The sequence below is a fragment of the Gordonia sp. i37 genome, from assembly GCF_002043085.1.
Taxonomy (GTDB): domain Bacteria; phylum Actinomycetota; class Actinomycetes; order Mycobacteriales; family Mycobacteriaceae; genus Gordonia; species Gordonia polyisoprenivorans.
Genome location: NZ_MVPX01000160.1, coordinates 1 through 24,993 on the forward strand (window position 1 = coordinate 1; position 24,993 = coordinate 24,993).

Below are 24,993 nucleotides of genomic sequence, written 5' to 3' on the forward strand. Positions count from 1 at the left end.
GCAAGTGGTGAAGTGACTCAGGCCGGCACACCCGGCGCCGCGCAGGGCGGCAACGTCAAGCTGTCGCCGACCACCGCGCTCCCGATGGGAACGGTGATCACCAACAGCGGTCGCGTCTCGGCGACCCGGTTTCCCGGCCAGGCACCGAGCACCCCGCCGTTCTCGCAGCGGGATCTGATCGATCTCGACGACGCACTCAAGGCTGCCAGCGAGAAGGCCCTCGTGCGTTTCTCGGTCTACATCGGTGAACTCGGTGAGGACGCCGTCGCCGACGCGCGCGCGGTCCTCGCACAGGCTCCCGAGCCTGCCAACGGCGCGCTGATCGCCGTGTCGCCCAACACCCACGACGTCGTTGTCGTCTCCGGTGCGCGGGTGGCCGACCGGGTCAACGATCGGGTCGCCCAACTCGGTGTGACCGCCGCGATCGGCAGCTTCCGGTCCGGTCAGCTCATCGACGGGCTGATCGCCGCACTGCACGTCGTCGCGACCGCTGCCGCACCTTCCTGATCACCGGATCTCGTTTCTTCGCGCCGATGCGGGGCTCTCCACCGAGAGCCCCGCATCGGCGTTTCGGTGGGTGCCCGGCCGAGCGTGCACGCCCGCAGGGCCCCTTACAACCGACCACTGCGTGCAGATGCCGGCGCCGGTCACTCCTGGTGGGAGTGACCGGCGCCGGCGTCTCTTGGCACCCGATGATGTGCCAATCGGCGTTCAGCGTGCGGCGAGTTCCTTTTCCGTGACGATCGTGTCGTCGTGGGTGCGTGGCCGGTCGAGCGGTTCCTCGTCGACCATGTCCTGTTCGTTGAACGGGTCGCGGCCGGCGAGAACCTCCTCGACACGCGCTTTGTCGACGGTTCCGGTCCACGAGCCGACGAGCATAGTGGCCACGGCGTTACCGGAGAAGTTGGTGACCGCACGCGCCTCCGACATGAAGCGGTCGATCCCGACGATGAGGCCGACGCCGTCGAGCATCTCCGGTCGGTGGGCCTGCAGCCCGCCGGCGAGCGTGGCCAGGCCGGCGCCGCTGACGCCGGCGGCGCCCTTGGAGGCGATGATCATGAATGCCAGGAGACCGATCTGCTCCGGGATCGACAGCGGATCACCCATGGCGTCGGCGATGAACAGCGAGGCCATGGTCAGGTAGATCGCGGTGCCGTCGAGATTGAACGAGTAGCCGGTCGGCACGACGACTCCGACGGTCGTCTTCTCGACACCGAGGTGTTCCATCTTGGCGATCAGCCGGGGCAGCGCGGACTCCGACGACGAGGTCGCGAAGATCAGGATGTACTCGCGGGCCAGGTACCGGACCAGCTTGAAGATCGACACCCCGGCGGAGGTCTTGAGCAGCACTCCCAGCACACCGAACACGAACACCAGGCAGGTCAGGTAGAACGCGACCATGAGCACCAGTAGCTGGCCCACCGCAGCCCAGCCGGTCTGGCCGACGACGTTGGCGATCGCACCGAAGGCGCCGATCGGGGCGACCCACAGGATCATGGTGAGGACCTTGAAGACCAGCTTCTGGAAGTAGGCCACCGCGTTGAGGATGGGTTCGCCCGTGCGCCCCATGGCCTGGATGGCGAAGCCGACGAGCAACGCCACGAACAGGGCCTGCAGCACGCTGCCCTCGGTGAGCGACGACAGCAGCGAGGTGGGGATGATGCCCTCGATGAACTCCATCGTTCCGCCCGATTCGTGCGCCTTCTCCGCCAGCGCGGCGCCCTGACCGGCCACCGCAGAGATGTTGAGACCGGTGCCGGGCTTGATGAGGTTGCCCACGACCAGGCCGATGGCCAGGGCGACGGTCGACATCACGAGGAAGTAGACGAAGGCCAGGCCGCCGACCTTGCCGACGGTGGCGGCCTTGCGGACCGATCCGATGCCCAGGACGATGGTGCAGAAGATCACCGGCGCGATCATCATCTTGATGAGGGCGACGAACATCGTGCCCAGCACGCCGATGTCCTTGCCCACTTCCGGCCAGATCAACCCGACGGCCACGCCGGCGACCACCGCGATGATCACCGAGATGTAGAGCCAATGGGTGCGGTCCCGCTTCTTGCGCGGGGTGGCCGGGAAATCGGCGGTGCCCGCCGTGTTCGACCTGATGTTCATCAGTGAGTCCTTTCTCGTCCCGCCCTCGCGTACGGCGATGGGAGGTGCTGACTGAGAATTCTTCGGCGTCACGGTGACCCCGGTCACCATTGAGTTCATTTCGTTCAGTGGCGTGGACCACCTCGATCGGGCAGTGTGAGTGCGCCGGTCCGGCACGATGTGTCAGGTTGGGGCCGGTGGTGGAGAACGAGGAGGCGCACGGGTGAGGGCACGGTTGCTGCCGCGGTCGCTGGCCGGGCAGGCGGTCGCATTGCAGGTCGCGGTGGTCATCGCGATCGTCGTGGTGGGCAGCCTGCTCGCGGTCGTCGATGCCCGTGCCGACGCGAATCGTGCGGCGCGGGAGCAGGTGACCGCGGTGGCGGTGAGTATCGCCGACGCCCCGTCGACCGCCGCGGCGATCACCTCACCGGACCCGACGACGCAACTGCAGCCGGTCACCGAACACATCCGGCAGGCCACCGGCATCGCGTTCATCACCATCATGAACACCCACGGCATCCGCTACACCCACACCGATCCCCGGTTCATCGGCGGCCACTACCTGGGCACCATCGAACCGGCGCTGCGGGGGCAGACGTTCACCGAGATCTACACCGGCACACTCGGTCCGTCGGTCCGCACCATCGCTCCGGTCCGCGCCGGCGACGGCACCATCGTCGGCGCGGTGGCCGCGGGCATCACCCAGTCGACGTTGACCGAGGACTGGGTGTCACAACTGCCGCTCATCGGCGCCATCGGCGGCGTCGCCCTGGTGATCGCGTTGGTCGGCTTGTGGGCGATCCGTCGGCGTCTGCTCCGTCATACCGGTGGGCTCACGCCGACGGAGTTGCGGGTGATGTACGACCATCACGATGCGGTCCTGCACGCGGTTCGTGAGGGACTCGTCGTCGTCGATTCGTCGCGCCCGGTACTCGTCAACGACGAGGCGCGCCGCCTGCTGGGAACCGATGAGCCGCTTCATATCCCGGAGTTCATGACGTCGGGCACCGAACCGTTGCGTGACGTTCTCGTCGCCGAGGGAGGGCGAGTACTGATGGTGAATCGGTCACCGGTGCCCGGTCGGGATGCCGCGGTGATCACCATCCGCGACCGCACCGAGGTGGCCGAGGCGATGGGTGAACTCGACTCGATGACACGCTTCGCCGAGGCGCTGCGGTCGCAGGCGCATGAGTCGGCGAACCGCCTGCACACGATCGTGGCGTTGATCGAGATGGGACGGTCGGGCGACGCCGTGCGCATGGCCACCGAGAATCTCGAACTCTCCCAGAAACTCGTCGACCGGGTCGGCGACGCGGTGGTCGAGCCGACGCTGGCGGCATTGTTGCTCGGTAAGACGGCACAGGCCGCCGAACGCGGTGTCGAACTGACACTCACCGAGGACTCGATGGTCGATGACCATGCGACGCAGATCCTTTCGGCCGGCGAGATGATCACCGTGGTGGGCAATCTGATCGACAACGCGCTCGACGCCGTCGACCCGGATGATCCCTGGGTCGAGGTGACCGTCATCGGCGACGCTGCCCACGTACACGTGGTGGTCGCCGATTCCGGACCCGGCATGACTCCCGACGAGTTCGCTCGAGCGCGACGCCGCGGTTACTCGACGAAAGCCGGTGGTGACACGGCCGGACGCGGACTCGGTCTCGCGTTGGTCGCCCAGGTCGTGCACCTGCACGGCGGTACGATCCGAGCGGAGAACACCTACGGTTCGGTGGTCGGCGTCGAGATCACGGCCGGCGCGCAGGCGTCGACACCGACCGAACCGGACGCCGGGAGGCTCAGATGATGCGAGCAGAGGCGAGATGATCCGGGTACTCGTCGTCGAGGACGACCAGGTGATCGCCGCCGCACACGTCGACTTCCTTTCCCGGATCGGTGGATTCGACGTAGTCGCCCATGCGGCCACCGCGCAGGAGGCGCTGCGCCGGGCCACCGCGGCCGCCGACGGCGCCCACCCCGTCGACCTCGTCCTGCTCGACCTCGGCCTGCCCGACGCGAGCGGCATCTCGCTGGCCTCGGCACTGTCGGGCATCGTCCCGTCCCCCGACATCATCGCGATCACCGCGCAACGAGACCTGGACTCGGTTCGTAGCGCGATGGCCCACGGTGTGCTGCTCTATCTCATCAAGCCGTTCACCTTCGCGGCATTCGGTGAGAAGATCCGGCAGTATCTGAGCTATCGCGAGGCGCTGACCGGTGGGGGAGACGCGGTGAGTCAACGCGACATCGATCGTGCGTTGGCGAATCTGCGCACCGCCGACACCCGGCGTACCGCCGCGAAGGGGCGCTCCCCGGACACCGAGGACGCCGTCGGACGTGCCATCCGCGACAGCACCGACGGTCTGACCGCCTCGGAGGTCGCCGGCGCGATCGGTAGCTCCCGGGTGACGGCCTGGCGCTACCTCGAGCGCCTCGCCGACGACGGTACGGTCGACCGGGTCACCGAGTACGGCAACACCGGTCGACCGCAGATCCGCTACGTGTGGCGGGCACGCTGAGCGGTCGGCCGCCGGCCACGGCGGTCAGCGAGTGGCGTCGAACGCCCGAGCGCGCAGTGAACGTTCCACTCCCGCACGGCCTTCGACGATGAGGCGCTTGAGCGCGGCGGGATGGTCGGCGGCCAGGAACTCATCGGCGGCGGCGAGACCGGCCTCACTGATCTCCCACGACGGGTAGAGCCCGACCACCACCGTCTGGGCGACCTCGCTCGAACGCCGCGACCACACACCGGGCACGGCGTCGAAGAACTTCGCGACGTACTCGCCCAGCAGCGCACCCTGACCGGGTCGGGCGAAGCCGGCGACGACCGATCGGGTGAAGATGTTCGAGGCCGAATCGTCGTCGACGGCCTGGGCCCAGGCGTCGGCTTTCGCCTGCGCGAGCGGGCGGGCGGCACGGGCCGTTGCGGCCTGCCGGGCACCGGCGGCGGTGTTGTCGCGCTCGGCCTCGGCATCGATGACCGGGGTCGAGTCGGGGTCGGTGTCGATGGCGCCCGCGGTGGCCAGCGCGATCACCAGCCGCCACCGCAGATCGGTGTCGACGGTGAGCCCGGACAGTCCGTGCGACGCTGGGTCGTCACCATCGAGCAGACCTTTGGCCACGCCGACCTGACCCTCGTCGAGGGCACCGGCCAACAGGGTGTTGACGAAGGCCAACTGGTGATCCGAGCCGGGCTCGGCGGCGCGGGCGAGTTCCAGCAGCCGCGCCGAGAAACTCCGACGCCCGGTCTGCTCGGCCCACGTGGGGTCGGCGTAGGACTCGATGGCGGTGGTGGCCTGCAACAGGACTCGCTGGACCACCCCGATCTCGGTTTCGGCGACGATCCCGCGCTCGACCAACTCGACGAAGTCGCGGGCGGCCATCTCGGCCTGACGGGTCATCTCCCACGCCGCCGACCACACCAGGGTGCGCGGCATCGAATCGCTGATGTCGCCGATCCGGGTGGTCGCGGTCGACAACGAATCCGGGTCGAGCCGCACCGAGGCGTAGGTGAGGTCGTCGTCGTTGATCAGGATCAGCTTGCCGCGGTGGACGCCGAGCAGATCGGCGACGTCGGTGCGTTCGCCCTCGACGTCGAGTTCGATGCTGTGCGTACGGGTCAACGCGCCCGAGTCGCCGTCGTCATAGATGCCGACCCGCAGCCGGTGCACCCTCGTCGCGCCCACCGCCGACGAATTGTCCGCGCCACCCGCGCCCGGGACCGCACCGTCCTGCACGATCGTGAACCGGGTGAAAGCGCCCGAGTCGTCGAGCTCGAAGTCCGGGCGCAACACGTTGATGCCGGTGGTCTTGAGCCACTGCCCACCCCAGTCGGACAAATCGCGGCCCGACGATTTCTCCAGTGCGGCAAGGAGATCGGAGAAGGTTGCGTTGCCGAAGCGGTGCGCGGAGAAGTAGTCGCGCAGACCGGCGAGGAAGTCCTCGAGTCCGACGTAGGCGACGAGCTGTTTGAGTACCGACGCGCCCTTGGCGTAGGTGATGCCGTCGAAGTTCACCTCGACCGCGGCGATGTCGGGGATGTCGGCGGCCACCGGATGCGTTGAGGGCAACTGGTCCTGACGGTAGGCCCACGACTTCTCGACGTTGGCGAAGGTGGTCCAGGCGCTGGTGTACTCGGTTGCCTCCGCCTGGCACAGCACCGAGGCGAAGGTGGCGAAGGATTCGTTGAGCCACAGGTCATCCCACCATTTCATGGTGACGAGGTCGCCGAACCACATGTGGGCCATCTCGTGCAGGACGGTCTCGGCCCGCCGCTCGTAGAGATAGTTGGTGACGCGGGAGCGGAAGACGTAGTCCTCCAGGAAGGTCACCGCCCCGGCATTCTCCATGGCGCCCGCGTTGAACTCCGGAACGAAGAGCTGGTCGTACTTGCCGAAGGCGTAGGGGATACCGAAGTTCTTGTGGTAGAAGGCGAATCCCTGCTTGGTCTCGGTGAACAACCGGTCGGCGTCCATGAACTCCGCCAGTGAGGCCCGGCAATAGATCCCCAGGGGGATGGTGCCGTGCTCGTCGGTGTAGGAATCGGTCCATTCGGCGTAGGGTCCGGCGATCAGGGCCACGAGGTAGGTGCTCATCGTCGGCGTCTCCCGGAAGCGGTGCACTCCGGGTTCGGCGGCGGCGGTGGCGACCTCGGGCGCGTTGGAGATCACCTTCCAGTCGGTGGGTGCGGTGACCGTCAGCGTGTAGGTGGCCTTCAGGTCGGGCTGATCGAAACATGCGAACATCCGCTTGGCATCGGCGGTTTCGAACTGCGAGTACAGGTACACCGAGTCGTCGGTGGGGTCGACGAAGCGGTGGAGCCCCTCGCCGGTGTTCGAGTATGCGCAGTCGGCCACCACGGTCAGGGTGTTCTCGGCGGCCAGCCCGGGCAACTCGATGCCGACGGACTCGTCGAAGCCGGTGACGTCGAGTTCGGTGCCGTTGAGCGTCGCCGAGCGCAGGGTCGGCGCAACGAGATCGATGACGGTCGATGCGCCCTGAGTGGCGGTGAAAGTCACCGTCGTGGTGGAGGCGAAGGTGGTGGCGCCCGGCGCGCCGTTGCCGTCGGTGAGATCGAGGTCGATGGCGTAGTGGGACACGTCGACGGTGGCGGCGCGCTCGCGGGCCTGATCACGGGTGAGATTCGGGGCAGTCACAGCGGCCAGCTTAGTGCTCGGCGGCGATCGGGGGTGCCGACGCGACGCCGGGGGAGCAGGATCGGATGGAATGGGCTCGGCCGCGCGCGGGTTGAGTGGGCCGAGTTCGCCGCGCACCCGGTGTGAGCAGAAGGGTGTCCGGGAATCGTCGAGAAGAAGGGAAGACGTATGTCGAAGGATCGTGTGGATTTCTGGTTCGACCCGCTGTGCCCATGGTGCTGGATCACCTCGCGGTGGATCCTCGAGGTCGAGAAGGTGCGCGACATCGAAGTCAATTTCCACATCATGAGCCTGGCCGTGCTCAACGAGGGGCGCGACATCCCCGACAGCTACCGCGAGGGCCTCAAACAGGCATGGAAGCCGGTCCGCGTGATCGCCGCAGCGGCCGCGGCGAAGGGTGAGTCGATTCTCGCCCCCCTCTACACCGCGATGGGTACCCGTATCCACAACGGACAGAACAAGGATTTCGACGTGGTGATCGCCGAGTCGCTCGCCGAACTCGATCTCGATCCGACGCTGGCCGAAGCCGCCGACTCCACCGAGTTCGACGAGGCGATTCGGGAGAGCCATCACCGCGGGATGGACAAGGTCGGCGACGACGTCGGCACGCCGACCATCCACATCAATGATGTGGCCTTCTTCGGTCCCGTGCTCTCGCGCATCCCGCGCGGGGAGACCGCGGGCACGGTGTGGGACGGTGCGGTGGCACTGGCGTCCTACCCACACTTCTTCGAGCTCAAGCGCTCTCGCAACGAGGACCCCGAATTCGACTGACCGCCCCTGAGTGTACTCCGCCCCGACGACTCTCCTCCGGTCGCCGGGGCGGAGTCGTCCGGGGGTAACCCCATGGTCTCGGGGGGTGACGATCACTGTCGGGTCGTCACCCGGCACCGGAATCGCGGGTGGGCGGGATCTATAGTGAGGCGCATGCGCGTATACGTGGGTGGAGATCATGCCGGCTTCGAACTCAAGGCGGCCATCGCCGAGCATCTGCGGTCCAACGGTCATGAGGTGATCGACTGCGGGGCACACGTCTACGACGCCGCCGATGATTACCCGGCATTCTGCATCGCCGCAGCGGAGAAGGTGGTGGCCGATCCGGGCAGCCTCGGAATCGTGCTCGGCGGCAGTGGAAACGGCGAACAGATCGCCGCGAACAAGGTGCCCGGTGCGCGGTGCGCCCTGGCGTGGAGCGTCGAGACGGCCCAGCTCGCTCGCCAGCACAACAATGCGCAGTTGATGGGGATCGGTGGACGGATGCACACCACCGAGGAGGCGCTGGCGATCGTCGACGCCTTCTTGGCGGCGAAGTGGTCGGAGGAACCGCGTCACCAGCGTCGCATCGACATCCTCTCGGAGTTCGAGAAGACCGGTGTGGCGCCGGCCGTCCCCGAGTCCTGAGGGCAGCGCACTCGGTGACGGTGGCGACATCGGCGAGTTCGGCGACGGTGGTCGTCGATGCCTGAGGGGCATACCCTGCATCGCCTCGCCCGGCGTCAACAGAAGCTCTTCGGTGGGCAGCGGGTGCGGGTGTCGAGCCCGCAGGGGCGTTTTGCCGAGGGCGCCGCGGTGGTCGACGGCATGGAGTTCCATCGCGCGCAGGCGTGGGGTAAGCACCTCATACAGCGCTACCGCGACGGCAAGCGGACCCAACTGCTGCACGTCCACCTCGGGCTCTACGGCTCGTTCTCCGAACTCGCGCTGCCGATGGGGGAGCCCGTCGGACAGGTCCGGATGCGGATCGCCGGAGACGAGGTGGGCACCGACCTGCGCGGGCCGACCGCCTGCGAGTTGTACACGCCTGCCGACCTCGAGGACCTCGTCGCGCGGCTCGGCCCGGACCCACTACGGTCCGACGCCGACCCGGAGCGTGCGTGGCAGGCGATCCACCGGTCGTCACGACCGATCGGCGCCCTGCTGATGGATCAGAAGGTGATGGCCGGCGTGGGTAACGTCTATCGTGCCGAGGTCCTTTTTCGTGCACGTCTCGACCCGATGCGGGCCGGGCGCACCGTCGATCGGGAGGCCTTCGACGACATGTGGGCCGACCTCGTCGCCCTCATGCGAATCGGTGTGCGGCGCGGGCGAATTCACGTGATTCGGCCGGAAGACGATCACGGGCCGGGGTCGTACGCACCGGATCGGCCACGCACCTATGTGTACCGGCGCACCGGAGAACCCTGTCGGATCTGCCGAACCCCGATCGCGACCACCGAACTCGTGGGCCGAAACCTGTACTGGTGTCCCCACTGTCAGCGGTGACGGCCATACCAGTGGCTGCGTCAGCATGGGAAGTGCTTGAGGGTCAGCGACTTTCGTGACGCTGCGCCATGACGAGCAGCTCGTCGCGCTGGGCTCCGGACGACATCAGGGCGATGCGCTCGTAGAGCCGACGGTGGTTGTGGCCGGAGGGGAGGAAACGTTCACGCAGACGTGCGAACGACATGGGTACCGCTTCTTTCGTACTTCTCGGGGATGGTGATCGTCGACGGTTCGCGACCGTATTCGACCTCGTCCATTGTTCGCGTTACGAATGTGTTACGCAACCGGAATCCAGGTGATCCTGGGCACCCTCGGCACGTCGGTGACCAGGCATCACAGCGCGATGGTCCAACTCTCATCCGGCCCTCAGCCGACTGTCCGGCCCCTCTCATCGACCATCGCGACGATGGAGTCATGACAGCCCACACCGACCCGGTGCACGCGGTGACGGTTCTGGTGGTCGGCGGAACCGGAGAGTCCTACGACGGTGACATGCGCACCGAGGTCACCGGACTGCTCTCCGGCGTCACCGATGTCCTCGACGACCGGTTCGACACCCGCTGGGTGGGCTACCCGGCGAGTTACGGTCCGGCACCTCATCTTTCGGGTATCAGCTACGCCGACAGCGTCGCCGCCGGGCAACGCGCACTGGCCGCGGCGCTGCACGCGGTCGTCGGACCGGTGATGATCATCGGCTATTCACAGGGCGCGGTGGTGATCCGACGCCTGCTGGCCGATCTCGACGCACGTGCCGACATGCGCGCGCTGAGCCGTGTCGTGGCGGTCGGATTCGTCGCCGACCCCCATCAGCCGCCCGGCGTCGTTGCGGGATGCGACGGGTGGGGAGTGGCCGGGCCGGGTCCGGCGATCCCCGAGCGCATCCCGGTCTGGTGGGTCGGCGCCCCCGAGGACATGATCTGCAACGCCTCGCGGGATTCGTTCGTCCGCGATATCGCCGATCTCACCGACACCCTCACCTTCGCCGCCCCCCGACGCTGGCTGTCACAGACGTGGAAAGTGTTGCGCAGCAACTCCTTCCAGAATGCGCGGGCAACCTCGGTGCGACCGGCGCAGTGGTTGCGCGACGTCGAACGGCTGGGTTCGGCATGGCGGGAGGTTCGCGGCTACCTGCCCGGTGTGATCGCCTGGCGCGGCATGGTCATCCGCAATCGGGCGGGCGGCAGACACACCGCTTACCACGACGAGCCGTACCGCCGGGACTCGGTGACCGATCCGCTGACCACCGGCTGTGAGGCGCTGGCCCAATGGATGCAGGTGCAGGCCACCTTCACCATGGGCCCGGCCGACCTGGCGGCCTGAGGACTCCCGCTCGAGTCGTGGGATCTGTCGACCTGGGTGACACTTGTCCGGGCGGTACCGATCACCTGCGGTGATCGATACACCGCCGAGCCACGGACACATCGAGCGAAGGATCCACGGTGGATCATTACGACATCGTCGTCATCGGGTCAGGACCGGCAGGTCAGAAAGCGGCGATTGCGGCGGCCAAACTCGGCAAACGCGCCGCGATCGTCGAACGCAAACACATGATGGGCGGCGTGTGCATCAACACCGGCACCATCCCATCGAAAACCCTCCGAGAGGCCGTGCTCTATCTGACCGGCCTGAACCAGCGAGAGCTCTACGGACAGTCGTACCGACTCAAGACCGACATCACCGTGGCCGACCTCACCGCGCGGACGATGCACGTCGTCGGCAAGGAGATCGACGTCATCCAGAGTCAGTTGGCCCGCAACGGCGTTGTGACGCTCATCGGCAGCGCGACCTTCACCGGCCCGCACGAGATCGCGATCGAGGACGCCACCGGAGACCTCAAACACGTATCCGCCGACCACTTCGTCGTCGCGGTCGGCACCCGCCCGGCGCGCCCGTCGTCGGTCGACTTCGACGGGGAGACCGTCGTCGACTCCGATCAGATCCTCGAACTCGACCGCGTTCCGGGATCGATGGTGGTGGTCGGCGCCGGGGTGATCGGCATCGAGTACGCGTCGATGTTCGCGGCGCTGGGCACCAAGGTCACCGTCATCGAGCAGCGGCCGGCGATGCTCGATTTCTGTGACCGGGAGATCGTCGAGGCCCTGCAGTATCAGCTCCGGGAACGTGGCGTCACCTTCCGTTTCGGCGAGCACGTGCGCACCGTCGAGACCCACCCCTCGGGAACCCTGACCATCCTGGAATCGGGAAAGCAGATCCCCGCCGACACCGTTCTGTATTCCGCAGGGCGTCAAGGTGTTTCCGATGAGCTCGCGGTCGAGGCCGCGGGGCTCACCGCCGACAACCGTGGGCGGCTGAAGGTCGACGAGCATTTCCGCACCGAGGTCGAGCACATCTATGCGGTCGGCGACATCATCGGATTCCCGGCGCTGGCGGCCACCTCGATGGAGCAGGGACGCCGCGCGGCATATCACGCCTTCGGCGAGCCGGTCGGACACACCCCGACCGACCTGCAACCCATCGGGATCTACGCGATCCCCGAGATCAGCTTCGTCGGCCGGACCGAGGATCAACTGACCACCGACAACATCCCGTTCGAGGTGGGTGTGGCCCGGTATCGCGAGCTCGCGCGCGGAGCGATCATGGGGGACTCCTACGGATTGCTCAAGCTTCTCGTGCACGCCGAGGACCGCACGCTGCTCGGCGTCCATGCCTTCGGGTCGAACGCTGCCGAACTGGTCCACATCGGCCAGACCGTGATGGGTCTCGGCGGCACCGTCGACTACCTGGTCGACGCGGTGTTCAACTACCCGACGCTGGCCGAGGGGTACAAGGTGGCCGCACTCGATGCGTCGAACAAGATGCGGGCGATCGCGCGGGTGCGCGCGGAGGGGCGATCGCTGGATCTCGATGTGTCGGCGCCGGTGGCCTGACCGGATCGGTGCCCTGAGTCGATCAAGCCCCTGACGACGACGAAGGGCCGGCCCAGGTTGGGCCGGCCCTTCGTCGGTACGAGGAGGGTGGGGATCAGTCGCCGGTGTACTGGCCGCCGACGGTGCCGCGAACGACGATCGGGGTGCCGCGACCGATGGTGTCGTAGACCCACTTGCCGTTCTCGGTGCTCACGTTGATGCAACCGTGGCTCACATTGCTGTGACCCTGCTGCTCGACCGACCACGGAGCGGCGTGAATGAAGATGCCGTCCCAGGACATGCGGGTCGCGTACTCGACGTAGGTGCGGTACCCACCGGGCGAATCGACGGGAACACCGTAGGTGGAGGAGTCCATGTACATGTCACGGTACTTCTCCTTGGTGTGGTACACGCCGTTCGGAGTCGGGTGGGCATCGGAGCCCATCGAGATCGGCATCGACTTGACGAAGGTGCCGTCCTTCCACCAGTAGATGGTGTGCGTCGAATCCTGGGCGAGGGCAACCCAACCGGTCGGGGTCGAGACGTTCGGCTCCGCGGGCACTCCGGGGGTTTCCGGGGTGGTGGACGTCGGAGGCGGCGTGGTCGTCGACGGCGGTGCGGCCGGCGGGGTCGGCAGACCCGGGATCGACGGGATCTCGACCGGCGGTAGTCCGGGGATGACCGTGACGGGGGCGGCCTGCGCCATGCCCGGCAGCGCAAGGGCCACAGCGATCACGCCGAGGACGATGGCCACGAGGCGGCTCATGCCGCGACGACGGCGAGGTGAGTTTGTGGTGTTCAGCACGGAAGTGGAAACCTTTGCTTGTGGGACATCCGGGCGCACCCCCGGGGCGCAGGCACCATCGTTACACAACTGTTGCCATGGGGCCAAAGGACATTGGGCGATCAGGCTACGTCACCGTCGTGTAGTCGCGATGCGGCATCTGGAAACCGGAGGTGAGGGCGCCGGAAACGGAGGGTGTGATTGCAGTCACATCAACCGGAGCGTGTCCCCACCTCGTGCGACCTCAGCAGGTGCTGGGAGCCGGCAATCCGGCGAACCGGTCACCGAGATAGTCGAACGCGGGGAGCAGTCCGATCACCGCCGCCGACATGTGATCGGGCGACGGCGTGGAGAAGTGCTGCACACGAGTCCCGGCCCGGCAGTATCGCCGCATCGTCTGATCGATCGAGGCCACCGGGATCAATACGTCGGTCGGACTGTGCCACTCGAAGATCGGGGTCTTGGCCACACCCGGATAGAAGGCGAGGCTGTTGTCCTGGACGACGCGTCGTGCAGTCGGGTCCTCGAAGATCTGCTCACCGCCCACCGAGACCTGCTTGGCCGAGTGACCCGCGCCGAGGCGCAGGATGTCGTTGGTGCACGCGTTGCGCATCTCGGAGTACATCTGCTTCCCGAGTGGTGAAAGGAATTTCATCATCGGGATCTGCTGCGGATACTCGCGGGACAGGCCGATCGCCGCAGCGAAGGCCAGGCCGAAGGCGGGATGCGGATTGTTGTACCCCAAGCCCTCGGCCATCTTGATCAGATCCATCGGGACACCGCCGTACGCTGCGCCGACGATGTTCAGCTCCGGCGCGTAGGTCGGCGCCAGCGCAGCGGCCCACGCGGTTGCCATGCCGCCGCCGGAGTAGCCCGCCATCGCGACCTTGCTCCTGGCGACCTGGGCGGGGGCGAAGCGTTGGACGGCGCGGGTGGCGTCGAGGGCGATCTGGCCGCCCAGCCGCGCAGCCCCGTAGGCGCTGCGCGGGCCCAGATGATCGGGGATCGAGACCGTCCACCCGCGTTGAAGGGCGCCGTTGAGGCCCGGTGCCTCTCGGATGGTCAGGTTCGGGTCGGTGGTCCAGAGGGCCTGCGACGGCGCGCATTCGAGTCCCACCGCGTTGATGATGTGCTGAAACGACAACAGTGGTCCGTTGACCTGCTTGTGGATCGGGACCAGCAGGGTGGTGACCGCGGCGATCGGCTTGCCCTGGCTGTCGGACGACCGGAACTTCAACTGATAGGTCCGTACGTCGAAGAAGCCGGGCGGAGTGGTCCGCGGGCGCACCGCGAGAATGTCGCCGTCGCGATGAGTGGCGATGTCGGCGGGCTGGGAATAGAAGGAGTCGGGCAACGCGGTGGGGAGCGCGACGTCGTCGGCGTGGGCGGGGCCGACGCCGAGCCAACCACTCGACACCGTCGCGGTGGTCACGGTGGCCGCCACGGCTGCGAGGGCCAGACGGCGTACCCGTGCGGGCGGGGTCTCACCGGTGCGCGGCACGCTCGATCGGCGAGATCCGAACAGTGGGTTGGGGAGAGTGGCCGCACGCGCGCGACCACCACCGAGAGAGAAGAGCACGAATCCCCCATCGAGGTCCTGGTACGAAGACCTGTGGCGCCGACGGCCACACCGGTCATGTCCCCCGACAGGATTCACAATGTGAATGGGGTGGCATGCGGTGTCAACTGGAACGAATGACCAGGTGTGACGGGGGTTACCCGCGAGTTCGCGGGCGGTTGCTCAGGCGGGCTGGAGATGTTCTGTGTGCAGGTGACGGGCCGGCTCGGAGCAGGCTTCGTCACGGCACACGAGCATGGTGTCGACCCGCCGATTTCCGCCGGTGGTCTCGGTGACGTCCTTGCGGACATGGAGATTCGCCCCGCATGACGGGCACTTGCGCTGACTCTTGACGTGACTGGAAGACATGTCCCCAGGCTACGCGCGATGTGGCGAAGATCACATGCCAGGTGAGGTGCGGGTTGCGGTGGCGAGATCAGTCGACCGAGAGTGCCCGGACGGTTCCGCCACGGGCGGGGATCATCGTGACGTTGCGGTAGCGGGGGCGTTCCGCGGGGCGGTCGTGGGTCTCCAGTTCGACCCGCCGCAGGATGTCGCCCACGACGATCTGGAGCTCGGTCATCGCCAGGTGGGCGCCGAGGCAACGACGGTTTCCGCCGCCGAAGGGCAGCAGCGTCATCGGGTCGGTCCGGGTGCCGATGAACCGGTCCGGCCGGAAATCGAAGGGATGGGGATAGAAGTCGTCGCGATGGTGCAGGAGCAGGGTGCTCACCACGGCGATGTCTCCGGACTCGCAGCGGTGGGTGCCGAATCGCCACGGGCGCTGCAGTTCCCGCGCGACCGACGGCACCACCGGGCGGCACCGCATCGTCTCGGTGATCACCGCGCCCACGAACTCGTCGTCGCCCTCGGCGGCGGCCGAGCGAGCCTGCGCATACACCTCGGGGTGACGGGTGAGGCGTTCGAAGGCCCAGGCGATCGTGGTGGCCGTGGTTTCGTGACCGGCGAGCAGCAGTGACACGAGCTCGTCGCGGATCTCGCTGTCGGACAACGGGAGTCCGTCGATGGCACGCGCCGCCAGCAATGCCGACATCACATCGTCGTCACTGGCGTGGCCCCCGGCGCGACGTTCGGCGATCACCTCTGCGATCGCCGCATCCAGGTGCCGAACACCCCACGCGAGCAGGCCGACGGGCTCCGGATGCGAGGCGTTGAGCAATTGCGCGACGGTACCGACCGCCGACGACGACCAGCGCAGGAAGCGCCGGGTGGCGTCGCGGAGGTGCCGCTCGGCGGTGGTCGCCACGTCGGGAACATCGTCGGTGAGGACGCCGTCGGCGGCGTGGATGCCGAAGATCACGGCCATGATGACGTCGAGGGTGATCGCCTGGGCGATGCGGTCGACCCGGACCCGGCGGTTTGTCGGCCAGCGATCGAGATGCGCCGCCGAAGCCTGTTCGATCACATCTGTGTACCGCGCGACCGAGGTGCGATGGAATGACGGCAGCAGCGCCGTCCGTTGCCTGCGGTGCTGCTCGGCGAGGGTGGTGAGCACCGAGTCGGGACCGACGATCGGCCGCAACGGTGACAGCCGCGTCGCCGAGGGGGCGATCGCCGGATCGGCCGTCAGTACCGAGCGGACGTGAGCGGGATCGGAGATCACCACCAATCGTCCGGGCGCGCCGGGCAGATCGTAGGTGAGCACGTCGCCACATCGCGCCGCGTCGGCGAACACCACATCCCCCTCGCGACGGGCGAATCGCAGCGCGTTGCGGACCGTTGCGCGACGGGGCGTCGGCGGTGCCGGTAGGGCGTCGGCGTCCGACGCGCTCAGCGGTCCCGCCTCGGCGCACGTCGATACCAACCCCGACGCCGCGTCCGGGGCGGCGTCGAACCACCGCCCGGTGAGCGCGGGGTGGTACTCGGTCGATGCGGTCATGCGCGGGCCCCCGCCGGTCGGGTCGCACCCGGCAGCCGCGGCATCGACGACCGGGGTGCCGTGCGCACCCGCGACGGTCGGGGTCGGCGTGCCGAACGTGCGCGGTTCTCTCGTGCCGCATAGGCGATGTCGGTTTCACGGCCACGGAAGTTCATGTCATCAGGGCTGTGCAAGAGCCAGAAGAGGGTCATGAGGGTGGCGGCGGCGATCAGCAGGATCAGCATGGTTGCTCCTCGTCCGATGAACCCGGTCAATCCGGGTACCACTCACGCTATGGAGATCGAACTCCCTGGTCAGCGCCCCGCAGGCGGATCTTTGTCGACCTACTCGGGGTGGAGGCGACCTCCGACCGTGGGTGGATGTGCAAACGCGGCGGCGGCGATAGGCTGGGCGAATGCGCTGGTTGGAGGCCCACTACCGGCACGCCCTGGTGATCTTCGGGTTCGATTACCCGACGAGTTACATGCTGATCTCCGACCTCGGTGTGTTCACGCTCGCCGTCGCGGCGGTCGTGCAGCGCGTGGTCGTCGGCCCGTCCGGCACGCAGTGGATTCCGATCGCGGCGGCCGTGGTGCTGGCCCTCGGACCGCACCTCGCGTGCCTCTACCGCGGGTGGCAGCCCAGCATTCTCCGCTGGAAGCCGTGGATTCTCGGGCTGCCCGCATTCACACTCGCGGCGGTGGTGTGCTTCTGGCAGGTTCCCGTCGAGGTCGATGTGGCCACACTGTTGCTTCCACTGTGTGCGACGATCACCGCCGCGGTGGCCACCCGACGGGAGGCGATCATCTCGACGATCGCCCTGTCGGCGACCGCGATCGGTGGCGGACTGGCCGGGGTCATCGCCCAGGCGTGGTTGTTCGTCCTCATGGTCGGCTTCGGCGGCGTGGTCGGCTATCTGCTACAGAAACAGCTACTCCTGCTGACTGCGGAACGGCGCGCCCAGGAACAGCAGATGGCACTCGATCGCGCCGAGATCGCCGGCGAGGTGCACGACGTTCTCGCACACTCGTTGAGCATCATGATGCTCAACGTCACCGCCGCCCGACGGGCGTTGCAGGAACACGACGACGTCGCCGAAGCCGTCGATGCACTCGTCGACGCCGAACAGGTGGGCCGCGCGACGATGCAAGACGTGCGACGCACGGTGGAGTTGCTCCGCACCTCCGACGCCGAGTCGTCCACCCCGCAGCCGGGCTTCGCCGACCTTCCCGACCTCGTCGACGGATTCCGCAGGGCCGGAGTCGATCTCGACGCCGAGATCGTCGGAGATTCCGAAACGATCACCGGCGGAACCGGATTGGCCGTCTATCGCGTCGTCCAGGAATCATTGTCGAACGCGGCACGGCATGCGCCCCACGGCACTGTCACCGTTCGGGTCGGGCCCGAGCCCGGTGGCGCTCTCGTCGTGCGCGTCCGCAATCCGGTGACCGCCGACGCGCGCCGGGCACGCGGTGGCTCCGGGCTCTCGGGAATGGCCTCGCGGGTCGAAAACTGCGGAGGCATCTTCGTGACGAGGGTGGTGGACGGACACTGGTGTGTGGATGCCCGGTTTCCGGGGGCGGCGGTCGAATGTTCCGATGCAGGTCTCGTCGATGCCGCCAGTGGTCCGCAGGGATCGGTTGAGACGCCTTGTCCACCAACGACTTTCGGGTCGATGCCGGTGACTCGACCGAACGGCTCACCGGTGAGCGAGCCACGGTGATGACCCGGGTTGCCCTGGTCGACGACCAGGACCTGGTGCGGGCGGGACTACGACGCATCCTGCGGCCGCGGGACGGCTTCGAGGTGGTCGCCGAATGCTCCGACGGCGACGAGGTGTCCGACATGGTCCTCCGGCACCGACCCGACGTCGTCGTGATGGATCTCCGGATGCGCAGGATCGGGGGAGTGGAGGCAACCCGACGCCTCCGCGACGATCTCGGAAGCGGTCACGTGTCGCCGCCGGTGCTGGTCCTCACCACCTTCCGCGACGAGCAACTGCTGTCCGGGGCATTGCGGGCCGGCGCGGCGGGATTCGTGCTCAAGGATTCGCCGGCCGAGGAGCTCATCCGGGCGGTGCGTCTCGTGGCGCAGGGTGAGGCCGTCCTCGACCCCGCGGTGACCGCACATGTCCTCGACACCTATCGCAGTGCGCCCGGACCCACCGCACCGCAGGCGGCCCCCGACGGTCTGACCTCGCGGGAGCTGACCGTTCTCGGCCTCATCGGTCGGGGGCTCACCAACGACGAGATCGCCGCGGAACTCGTGATCTCGGTGGTGACCGTGAAGAGCCACATCGGCAAGATCTTCACCAAACTCGGCGTCCGCGACCGAGCCGCTGCTGTGGTCTACGCCTTCGACCACGGGATCGTCGAGCCCCGTCGGTGACGTGGGAGACCAGGCAGGCAAGAGGCCGGTGAGGCGAACGCCGAGAGCCCGACACGTGCGGCGTGCCGGGCTCTCGTGATCGCGAGCGGGTGACGGGAATCGAACCCGCGTAGCTAGTTTGGAAGACTAGGGCTCTACCATTGAGCTACACCCGCGTGCCCCGTCAGCGGTGCTTGCCGGTGTTGCCGGAACCCGCTGTGGTGCGCATGAGACTGTACCTGCTCGGTGTACCCGAACCGAAATCGCCCCTCTGCGGCGAATCCGAGAGATCAATGCGCAGGGCGATCCGGGTGGCCGGGTTTCGTCTCATGGAGGGTGACCCGTAAGATCATCGGTCGGTCCTGTCCGCGCATCCCCACCCCGGTGGCGTTGCCGCGATGCGGGCGCCGGGATGTGGCGCAGCTTGGTAGCGCATCCGCTTTGGGAGCGGAGGGTCGCAGGTTCAAATCCTGTCATCCCGACTCTGTACCGACCGAACGACAGCAACGGCCTGGCCCGTCAGAACGGGCCACGACGCACATGACGTCCGCAACGCGAGAAATAGGAGCATTCCAAGCGTGAAGAGCACCGTCGAGCAGCTGAGCCCCACCCGGGTGAAGCTCAACGTGGAAGTACCGTTCGAGGAGCTCTCGGGCGATTTCGATCGGGCGTTCAAGTCCCTGGCCCAGCAGATCCGCATCCCCGGATTCCGTCCGGGCAAGGCGCCCGCCAAGTTGATCGAAGCCCGCGTCGGCCGCGACTCGATCCTCGCGCAGGTCGTCAACGATGCGCTGCCGGGCAAGTACAGCCAGGCGGTCGCCGAGACCGACACCAAGGCGATCGGCCAGCCCGAGATCGATCTCGAGGAACTCAAGTACGGCGAGACGATCACCTTCTCGGCCGAGGTCGACGTCCGTCCCGAGCTCGAGCTCCCGGACTTCTCGACCCTCTCGGTCGAGGTGCCCGCCGTCGTCGACGACGAGAATGCCGTGGACGAGCAGATCGAGCAACTGCGGAGCCGCTTCGGCACCCTCGCCGGTGTCGACCGCGCCGCCCAGAACGGCGACATGGTGTCCATCGACCTGGCGGCCAGTGTGAACGGCGAGGCCGTCGAGGAAGCCTCCACCGAGGGCCTCTCGCACGAGGTCGGTTCCGGTGACCTCGTCGACGGACTCGACGAAGCCCTCGTCGGGCTCAAAGCCGGAGAATCGAAGGTCTTCACCACCAAGCTCGTTGCCGGCGACCATGCCGGGGAAGAAGCGCAGGTGACGGTGACGGTCAACTCCGTCAAAGAGCGTGAGCTGCCGGAACTCGACGACGAGTTCGCGCAGATGGCCAGCGAGTTCGACACCGTCGACGAACTGCGCGCCTCGCTCGCCGAGCGCGTCGATCAGTCCAAGAAGCTCGAGCAGGCCAACCAGATCCGCGACGCCGTGGTCGACGAGCTGCTCGCCAAGGTCGACGTCCCCTTGCCGGAGAAGGTCGTCGAGTCACAGGTCGAGTCGCAGCTCGAGCAGGTGTTGCACAGCATCGGCCACGACGAGGCGGTGTTCGCCCAGCTACTCGAGGCCCAGGGCACCACACGCGAGGCCTTCGAAGCCGAGGCCCGCGAGAGCGCGGAGAAGTCGGTGCGCACCGAGCTGCTGCTCGATGCGATCGCCGATCAGCTCGAGACCGTCGTCGGCCAGGACGAGCTGACCCAGCAGATCCTGTTCTCCGCACAGCGCTACGGGATCGCGCCGCAGGACTTCATCCAGCAACTGACGCAGGCCAACCAGCTCGGTGCGGTCTACGCCGATGTTCGCCGCAACAAGGCGCTCGGTGACGTCATCCGGAAGTTCAGCGTCACCGACTCCGATGGTAACTCGATCGACCTCGCAGAGTTCTATGGTGAGGACGAGGTGGACGATTCGGCCGCAGCCGACGATGCTGCCGGCGACACCGAGAGCTCGGACGCCGACAACACCGACGCCAAGAGCGCAGACGCCAAGGGCGACGACGCCTGATCTCGTCCCCACGAACAGCCGGATTCCAGCGATGGACTCCGGCTGTTCGCGTCTGACACGCCGACGTGTGCCGTGTTCTGCTGTGAGCGAAGTACGGCGCCACCGGGAGTGCCGGACGCAATGAATTGGTTAGTGTCGGGGACAACGCCGGAACGAAAACGCCGGAACGAAAACGCCGAACGACAGATTCCGGGATGGGACCAACAACAGCCGACGCGGCAGACGGCACCGGACAAACGAGTAGCAAGTAACGAGCATCAACGTAACGCGTGCGGGTCGAGTAGACCCGCACGACGCCGGTCGGGTTGCCCCCGACCCGGCACCACACCGACAGGTAAAGGTAGGAATCGTGAGCAAGCCGACTGATGACATCCCTTCGATGAGCCGCACTCCTTCGATGAGCTCGGGAGTCGCCGGGCTCAATCTCACCGATTCGGTGTTCGAGCGACTGCTGCGTGAGCGCATCATCTTCCTCGGTACGCAGGTCGACGACGACATCGCCAACCGGCTGTGCGCGCAGATCCTGCTGCTCGCCGCCGAGGATCCGACCAAGGACATCCACCTCTACATCAACTCACCCGGTGGGTCGGTGACCGCGGGTATGGCGATCTTCGACACCATGCAGCTCGCCGAATGCGACGTCGCCACCTACGCGATGGGGATGGCCGCGTCGATGGGCCAGTTCCTGCTGGCCGCGGGCGCGCCCGGTAAGCGCCACGCGCTCCCGCACTCGCGGATCATGATGCACCAGCCGTCGGCGGGTATCGGTGGTACCGCGGCCGACATCGCCATCCAGGCCGAGCAGTTCGCGGCGACGAAGAAAGAGATGAACCGGCTCAACGCCGAGTTCAGTGGGCAGCCGCTGGAGAAGATCGAGGCCGACGCCGACCGCGACAAGTGGTTCACCGCCGAGGAGGCCAAGGCGTACGGACTGGTCGACCACGTGATAACGCGCGCGGTGCCGGTCAACTGACGCGCCGGACCCTCCACAGACCATTCGTCGTATCCCAACCTCACGGAGCAGAAATGACCCACAATCTGACCACCGACGCCCTGCCTGCCGACGTGGCCGCCGGAATCCCGGCCTCGGCGCTGGCGCTGAAGGCGATCGAGGCGCGCTACATCCTTCCGCAGTTCATCGAGCACACTCCCAACGGCCAGCGTCAGTACGACCCGTACGCCAAGCTCTTCGAGGAGCGGATCGTCTTCGTCGGCACGCCGATCGACCAGACCGTTGCCAATGACGTGATGGCGCAGCTGCTGGTCCTCGAGTCGCAGGACCCCGACCGCGACATCACGATGTACATCAATTCACCCGGTGGCAGTGTGCCCGACATGCTCGCCATCTACGACACGATGCAGTACGTGCACTGCGACATCGTGACCGTGTGCCTCGGCGAGGCGGCATCGGCGGCGGCGATCCTGCTCGCCGGCGGCACGCCCGGTAAGCGCGCGGCCCTGCCGAACGCGACGATCCTGATCCACCAGCCACGCACCGGTGGTGCCTACCAGGGACAGGTCTCCGACCTCGAGATCCAGGCGGCCGAGATCGAGCGCATCCGCAACCGGCTCGACGAGATCCTGGCCTCGCACACCGGCCAGCCGGCCGAGAAGATCCGCAAGGACACCGATCGGGACAACATCCTCACCGCCGACGCCGCGAAGGAGTACGGCATCGTGGACGAGGTGTTCGAGTACCGCAAGAAGTCCATGAAGAAGTAGCCGGCGTCCATCACCGGCACCCATGTGGTGCGGTCGAGACGTCGGGGGTGTCCCGGGCGGCCGACCGGACGACATTCTCGCGACATTTGGCCCAAGCGGTCGAAGTAACGGGCGTGCGCGGGTACCGTCGGGAGGGCGAACACTCGTGGCGAGCCCGTTCGAGCACGGTATTGGTCGCACGCCATGATCGTCCGCGCCGCGACTGCCCCATCGTCGCCGATCCGGTGGCGGCGACGACCCCCGGCAGCCAGGCAACATCGAGGAAGTAGGTACAGCACACGATGGCACGAATCGGAGACGGTGGCGATCTGCTGAAGTGCTCCTTCTGCGGAAAGAGTCAGAAGCAGGTCAAAAAGCTCATCGCCGGTCCCGGCGTGTACATCTGCGACGAGTGCATCGACCTGTGCAACGAGATCATCGAGGAAGAACTCGCCGAGAACGGCGACGTGAAACTCGACGAGCTGCCCAAGCCTGCCGAGATCAAGGAATTCCTCGAGAACTATGTGATCGGTCAGGACACGGCCAAGCGCACGCTCGCAGTGGCCGTCTACAACCATTACAAGCGCATCCAGGCCGGGGAGAAGAAAGAGGCTCGTGGCGGTGAGACCGTCGAGCTGATGAAGTCCAACATCCTCATGCTCGGCCCGACCGGTTGCGGCAAGACCTACCTCGCGCAGACGCTCGCCAAGATGCTCAACGTCCCGTTCGCGATCGCCGACGCCACGGCGCTCACCGAGGCCGGGTACGTCGGGGAGGACGTCGAGAACATCCTCCTCAAGCTCATCCAGGCCGCCGACTACGACGTCAAGCGCGCCGAGACCGGCATCATCTACATCGACGAGGTCGACAAGATCGCCCGCAAGAGCGAGAACCCGTCGATCACGCGCGACGTCTCCGGTGAAGGCGTGCAGCAGGCGTTGCTGAAGATCCTCGAGGGGACACAGGCATCGGTGCCGCCGCAGGGTGGACGCAAGCATCCGCATCAGGAGTTCATCCAGATCGACACCACCAACGTGTTGTTCATCGTGGCGGGCGCCTTCGCCGGCCTGGAAAAGGTGATTTCCGAGCGAATCGGCAAGCGCGGCATCGGTTTCGGCAACGAGGTGGCCTCCAAGAACGATGTGGACGTCACCGATCACTTCGCCGAGGTGATGCCCGAGGACCTCATCAAGTTCGGGCTGATCCCGGAATTCATCGGTCGTCTGCCGATCATCGCGTCGGTGACCAATCTGGACAAGGAATCGCTCGTGTCGATTCTGTCCGAACCGAAAAACGCGCTGGTCAAGCAGTACACCAAGCTTTTCGAGATGGACAACGTCGAACTCGAGTTCAGCGCCGATGCACTCGAGGCGATCGCCGATCAGGCCATCCATCGGGGCACCGGGGCGCGCGGTCTTCGCGCGATCATGGAAGAGGTGCTGCTCCCGGTGATGTACGACATCCCGAGCCGCACCGACGTCGAGAAGGTCGTCGTCACCGCCGAGACGGTGAACGACAACGTGCTCCCGACGATCGTTCCGCGTGCCGAGAGCGACGACGAACGGCGCGACAAGAGCGCCTGACACGCACACCACTCCCTCTGACGCCGACGCTCCCGTCCGGAATCTTCCGGACGGGAGCGTGTCGGCGTGTGGGATGCGGCCAAATCCCACTGGGCTGAACTCCACCGGGCCCAATTCCGTTGGGCTCAATTCCCGTTGGGCGACACCGGTATCGCGATCTCGACACCAGGCGCGGTGGTCATCGCCCAGACTGGACCCATGACAGCGCAGACGAACGATCGACATCTGGCCGGACTGGTCCTGGCCGGCGGACGCTCCAGGCGAATGGGCCACAACAAGGCGGCGATGGATTGGGAAGGACAGCCGATGCTGGCAAGCATCGTCGAGGTCCTCAACGGCTGCTGCGACCGCGGGGTGTTCGTCGCCGCGTCCACCGGCTCCCCGGCGTATCAGGAACTGCATGGCACGGGTGGTCCGCCGGCCCAGTGGGTCACCGGTGAGCAGCAAGGGGCAGGACCGCTCGGCGGTCTTGCGGCCGGGTTGGCGACCGCCGGTGAGCACGGTGCCGAGATGGCGTTCGTGTGCGCCACCGACATGCCGATGATCGCACCGGGGCTGGTGGCCGAACTGTCGGCGGCCATGACCGAATCGACCGAGGCGGTCGTCGCCCACGACGCCGACCGTGATCACCCCATGGCGGCCATCTATCGGGTGGGCGCCGCAAGCACGGTGGCCGCTCTGGTCGAGTCCGGTGAGCGACGGATGACCGCAGCGCTCGATGCCCTGGTGACCCGCC

Annotated in this window: 23 protein-coding genes and 2 tRNA genes; 16 read left to right on the forward strand and 9 right to left on the reverse strand. The window is 66.9% G+C overall.

Features of this window, described 5'->3' with window-relative positions; translation table 11 throughout:
* The first annotated feature begins 12 nt into the window (after positions 1-12).
* Positions 13-507: a DUF5130 domain-containing protein gene (locus B1964_RS07900; RefSeq protein WP_014359711.1), complete on the forward strand. Its 495-nt coding sequence runs from the start codon at positions 13-15 to the stop codon at positions 505-507.
* 204 nt (positions 508-711) lie between these two features.
* On the opposite strand, the gene B1964_RS07905 is transcribed toward B1964_RS07900, so the two are convergent.
* Positions 712-2,115: a cation:dicarboxylase symporter family transporter gene (locus B1964_RS07905; protein ID WP_079929440.1), complete on the reverse strand. Its 1,404-nt coding sequence runs from the start codon at positions 2,113-2,115 to the stop codon at positions 712-714.
* 202 nt (positions 2,116-2,317) lie between these two features.
* Between B1964_RS07905 and B1964_RS07910 the strand changes: the two genes are divergently transcribed.
* A complete protein-coding gene (locus B1964_RS07910) occupies positions 2,318-3,901 on the forward strand; it encodes a sensor histidine kinase (RefSeq protein WP_014359713.1) in 1,584 nt (527 codons plus the stop codon).
* 16 nt (positions 3,902-3,917) lie between these two features.
* Complete coding sequence (locus B1964_RS07915; RefSeq protein WP_014359714.1) at positions 3,918-4,613, forward strand: response regulator; 696 nt, start codon at positions 3,918-3,920, stop codon at positions 4,611-4,613.
* 24 nt (positions 4,614-4,637) lie between these two features.
* Here B1964_RS07915 and pepN read toward each other — a convergent pair whose 3' ends face one another.
* Complete coding sequence (gene pepN, locus B1964_RS07920; protein ID WP_079929433.1) at positions 4,638-7,250, reverse strand: aminopeptidase N; 2,613 nt, start codon at positions 7,248-7,250, stop codon at positions 4,638-4,640.
* 168 nt (positions 7,251-7,418) lie between these two features.
* Between pepN and B1964_RS07925 the strand changes: the two genes are divergently transcribed.
* From B1964_RS07925 to B1964_RS07935, 3 genes are all read left to right on the forward strand, one after another.
* A complete protein-coding gene (locus B1964_RS07925) occupies positions 7,419-8,024 on the forward strand; it encodes a DsbA family protein (protein ID WP_014359716.1) in 606 nt (201 codons plus the stop codon).
* Positions 8,025-8,177: 153 nt separating this feature from the next.
* Positions 8,178-8,651 (forward strand): ribose-5-phosphate isomerase, encoded by a 474-nt coding sequence (locus B1964_RS07930; RefSeq protein WP_006371250.1) that lies wholly within the window; start codon positions 8,178-8,180, stop codon positions 8,649-8,651.
* Positions 8,652-8,708: 57 nt separating this feature from the next.
* Positions 8,709-9,512 carry an Fpg/Nei family DNA glycosylase gene (locus B1964_RS07935; protein WP_079929434.1) on the forward strand — a complete coding sequence of 268 codons (804 nt, stop codon included), beginning with the start codon at positions 8,709-8,711 and terminating at the stop codon, positions 9,510-9,512.
* Between the two features lie 43 nt (positions 9,513-9,555).
* On the opposite strand, the gene B1964_RS30370 is transcribed toward B1964_RS07935, so the two are convergent.
* Positions 9,556-9,696: a hypothetical protein gene (locus B1964_RS30370; protein ID WP_006371252.1), complete on the reverse strand. Its 141-nt coding sequence runs from the start codon at positions 9,694-9,696 to the stop codon at positions 9,556-9,558.
* A gap of 230 nt (positions 9,697-9,926) precedes the next feature.
* Here B1964_RS30370 and B1964_RS07940 point away from each other — a divergent pair, with 230 nt between their 5' ends.
* Both B1964_RS07940 and sthA read left to right on the forward strand, forming a co-directional pair.
* On the forward strand, positions 9,927-10,832 hold the full coding sequence (locus B1964_RS07940; RefSeq protein WP_079929435.1) for a PE-PPE domain-containing protein: 906 nt from the start codon (positions 9,927-9,929) through the stop codon (positions 10,830-10,832).
* 119 nt (positions 10,833-10,951) lie between these two features.
* A complete protein-coding gene (sthA, locus tag B1964_RS07945) occupies positions 10,952-12,400 on the forward strand; it encodes a Si-specific NAD(P)(+) transhydrogenase (protein ID WP_006371254.1) in 1,449 nt (482 codons plus the stop codon).
* Positions 12,401-12,494: 94 nt separating this feature from the next.
* On the opposite strand, the gene B1964_RS07950 is transcribed toward sthA, so the two are convergent.
* The 5 genes from B1964_RS07950 to B1964_RS07970 all read right to left on the reverse strand — a co-directional run bounded on the left by B1964_RS07950 (position 12,495) and on the right by B1964_RS07970 (position 16,845).
* The gene (locus B1964_RS07950) at positions 12,495-13,184 is read right to left on the reverse strand and encodes a L,D-transpeptidase (RefSeq protein WP_006371255.1); all 690 of its coding nucleotides are present in this window, start codon (positions 13,182-13,184) and stop codon (positions 12,495-12,497) included.
* Positions 13,185-13,407: 223 nt separating this feature from the next.
* Positions 13,408-14,742 carry a lipase family protein gene (locus B1964_RS07955; protein WP_079929436.1) on the reverse strand — a complete coding sequence of 445 codons (1,335 nt, stop codon included), beginning with the start codon at positions 14,740-14,742 and terminating at the stop codon, positions 13,408-13,410.
* A 162-nt stretch (positions 14,743-14,904) separates the two neighbouring features.
* Positions 14,905-15,090, reverse strand: coding sequence for a hypothetical protein (locus B1964_RS30375; protein WP_035734553.1), 186 nt, complete (start codon positions 15,088-15,090; stop codon positions 14,905-14,907).
* A 67-nt stretch (positions 15,091-15,157) separates the two neighbouring features.
* On the reverse strand, positions 15,158-16,621 hold the full coding sequence (locus tag B1964_RS07965) for a cytochrome P450 (protein WP_079929437.1): 1,464 nt from the start codon (positions 16,619-16,621) through the stop codon (positions 15,158-15,160).
* Positions 16,618-16,845, reverse strand: coding sequence for a hypothetical protein (locus tag B1964_RS07970; RefSeq protein WP_253193922.1), 228 nt, complete (start codon positions 16,843-16,845; stop codon positions 16,618-16,620). The genes B1964_RS07965 and B1964_RS07970 overlap by 4 nt, the downstream gene beginning before the upstream one ends.
* A gap of 170 nt (positions 16,846-17,015) precedes the next feature.
* On the opposite strand from B1964_RS07970, the gene B1964_RS07975 reads away from it, so the two are divergent.
* Complete coding sequence (locus tag B1964_RS07975; protein WP_079929439.1) at positions 17,016-18,323, forward strand: histidine kinase; 1,308 nt, start codon at positions 17,016-17,018, stop codon at positions 18,321-18,323.
* Positions 18,323-18,988: a response regulator transcription factor gene (locus B1964_RS07980; protein WP_006371261.1), complete on the forward strand. Its 666-nt coding sequence runs from the start codon at positions 18,323-18,325 to the stop codon at positions 18,986-18,988. Before B1964_RS07975 ends, B1964_RS07980 begins: the two co-directional genes overlap by 1 nt.
* 84 nt (positions 18,989-19,072) lie before the next feature.
* Here the strand turns inward: B1964_RS07980 and B1964_RS07985 are convergent.
* Positions 19,073-19,143: transfer RNA gene (locus B1964_RS07985), tRNA-Gly, on the reverse strand.
* Between the two features lie 232 nt (positions 19,144-19,375).
* Between B1964_RS07985 and B1964_RS07990 the strand changes: the two genes are divergently transcribed.
* From B1964_RS07990 to B1964_RS08015, 6 genes are all read left to right on the forward strand, one after another.
* Positions 19,376-19,449, forward strand: a tRNA-Pro gene (locus tag B1964_RS07990).
* Positions 19,450-19,545: 96 nt separating this feature from the next.
* A complete protein-coding gene (tig, locus tag B1964_RS07995; RefSeq protein WP_006371262.1) occupies positions 19,546-20,973 on the forward strand; it encodes a trigger factor in 1,428 nt (475 codons plus the stop codon).
* Positions 20,974-21,370: 397 nt separating this feature from the next.
* Positions 21,371-21,946 carry an ATP-dependent Clp protease proteolytic subunit gene (locus B1964_RS08000; RefSeq protein ID WP_006371263.1) on the forward strand — a complete coding sequence of 192 codons (576 nt, stop codon included), beginning with the start codon at positions 21,371-21,373 and terminating at the stop codon, positions 21,944-21,946.
* A 53-nt stretch (positions 21,947-21,999) separates the two neighbouring features.
* Entirely contained in the window at positions 22,000-22,695 is a 696-nt protein-coding gene (locus B1964_RS08005) for an ATP-dependent Clp protease proteolytic subunit (RefSeq protein WP_006371264.1), read from the forward strand.
* A gap of 281 nt (positions 22,696-22,976) precedes the next feature.
* Entirely contained in the window at positions 22,977-24,257 is a 1,281-nt protein-coding gene (gene clpX / locus B1964_RS08010) for an ATP-dependent Clp protease ATP-binding subunit ClpX (protein WP_006371265.1), read from the forward strand.
* Positions 24,258-24,455: 198 nt separating this feature from the next.
* A partial coding sequence (locus B1964_RS08015) for a molybdenum cofactor guanylyltransferase (protein WP_253193923.1) occupies positions 24,456-24,993 on the forward strand: 538 nt, incomplete at its 3' end.